Raw genomic sequence first — 1,260 nt, forward strand, 5'->3', positions numbered from 1 at the left:
GCGTGCATCCTGCATTAGATAAAGAGGCATTAAGGGTTGTCAAAAAGATGCCCAAATGGATTCCAGGCAGTATTTATGGCAAACTTGTAGCTGTAAAATATAATTTAGTTATTGCATTTAAAGGCGAGGAAAAGGGAGGAACAGAGCCCGAACGGAGAGATAAATAAGTGGCGTTTTAAAGGATAGAAAACTTGCAAAGAGCTGGTAGACAATCCTTATTAAGCGATAATCGTAGTTGAAACAATAATAAACCAAAGGAGGGAGTTATGCGAACAATGAGCATTCATTCCGTATTTCGTTGCAAGCTATGGCTTGTAATGGCGATGTGTTTGGCCTGCCTTAATGCCAACGCACAAGGTGGGAAGGGCAAGAATAAGAAACGAAATCAGCCCAAACAAGTTAAGTCGGCAACTACTAAGGCCGAGGAAAACCAACGTTTTATGTGTGAAATTTTTGAAATATCGCCTCAATTCCCTGGCGGAGATAAGGCACTGATGGAGTTTTTAAAGAAAGAAGTGCGACAGCCTGATGAGGCAAAGGACGTTAAGGGCAAGGTTGTTATCGGCGTAATTGTGGAAACCAGCGGCGAACTAACGCATTTTGAGGTACGTCGCAGCGTGCATCCTGCATTAGATAAAGAGGCTTTAAGGGTTGTCAAAATGATGCCCAAATGGATTCCAGGCAGCATTTGTGGCAAACTTGTAGCTGTAAAATATAATTTAGTTGTTGCATTTAAAGGCGAGGAAAAGGGCGGAACAGAGCCTGAACGGAGAGATAAATAAGTGGCGTTTCTAAGGGTAGATAGCTTGCAAAGAGCTGATAGACAACCCCTATTAAGCGATAATCGTAGTTGAAACAATAATAAACCAAAGGAGGGAGTTATGCGAACAATGAGCATTCATTCCGTATTTCGTTGCAAGCTATGGCTTGTAATGGCGATGTGTTTGGCCTGCCTTAATGCCAACGCACAAGGTGGGAAGGGCAAGAATAAGAAACGAAATCGGCCCACACAGGTTAAGTCGGCAACTCCTAAGGCCGAGGACACCCTGCGTGTTGTGTGCGAAATTTTTGAAACACCACCTCAATTCCCTGGCGGTGATGTGGCACTGATGGAGTTTATAAAGAAAGAGGTGCGACAGCCTGATGAGGCAAAGGACGTTAAGGGCAAGGTTGTTATCCGCCTAACAGTGGAACCCAGCGGCGAACTAACGCATTTTGAGGTACTTCGCAGCGTGCATCCTGCATTAGATAAAGAGGCAT

At 44.2% G+C, this 1,260-nt stretch carries 1 protein-coding gene and 1 pseudogene; both read left to right on the plus strand.

Going from position 1 to position 1,260, the window contains the following annotated elements; genetic code table 11:
- Positions 1-440 precede the first annotated feature (440 nt).
- Entirely contained in the window at positions 441-782 is a 342-nt protein-coding gene (locus HMPREF2955_RS00390; RefSeq protein WP_168166853.1) for an energy transducer TonB, read from the plus strand.
- A gap of 99 nt (positions 783-881) precedes the next feature.
- A pseudogene (locus HMPREF2955_RS16065) lies at positions 882-1,260 on the plus strand (energy transducer TonB); the annotation flags it as partial.

Source organism: Prevotella sp. HMSC073D09, assembly GCF_001814145.1.
Lineage (GTDB): Bacteria > Bacteroidota > Bacteroidia > Bacteroidales > Bacteroidaceae > Prevotella > Prevotella conceptionensis.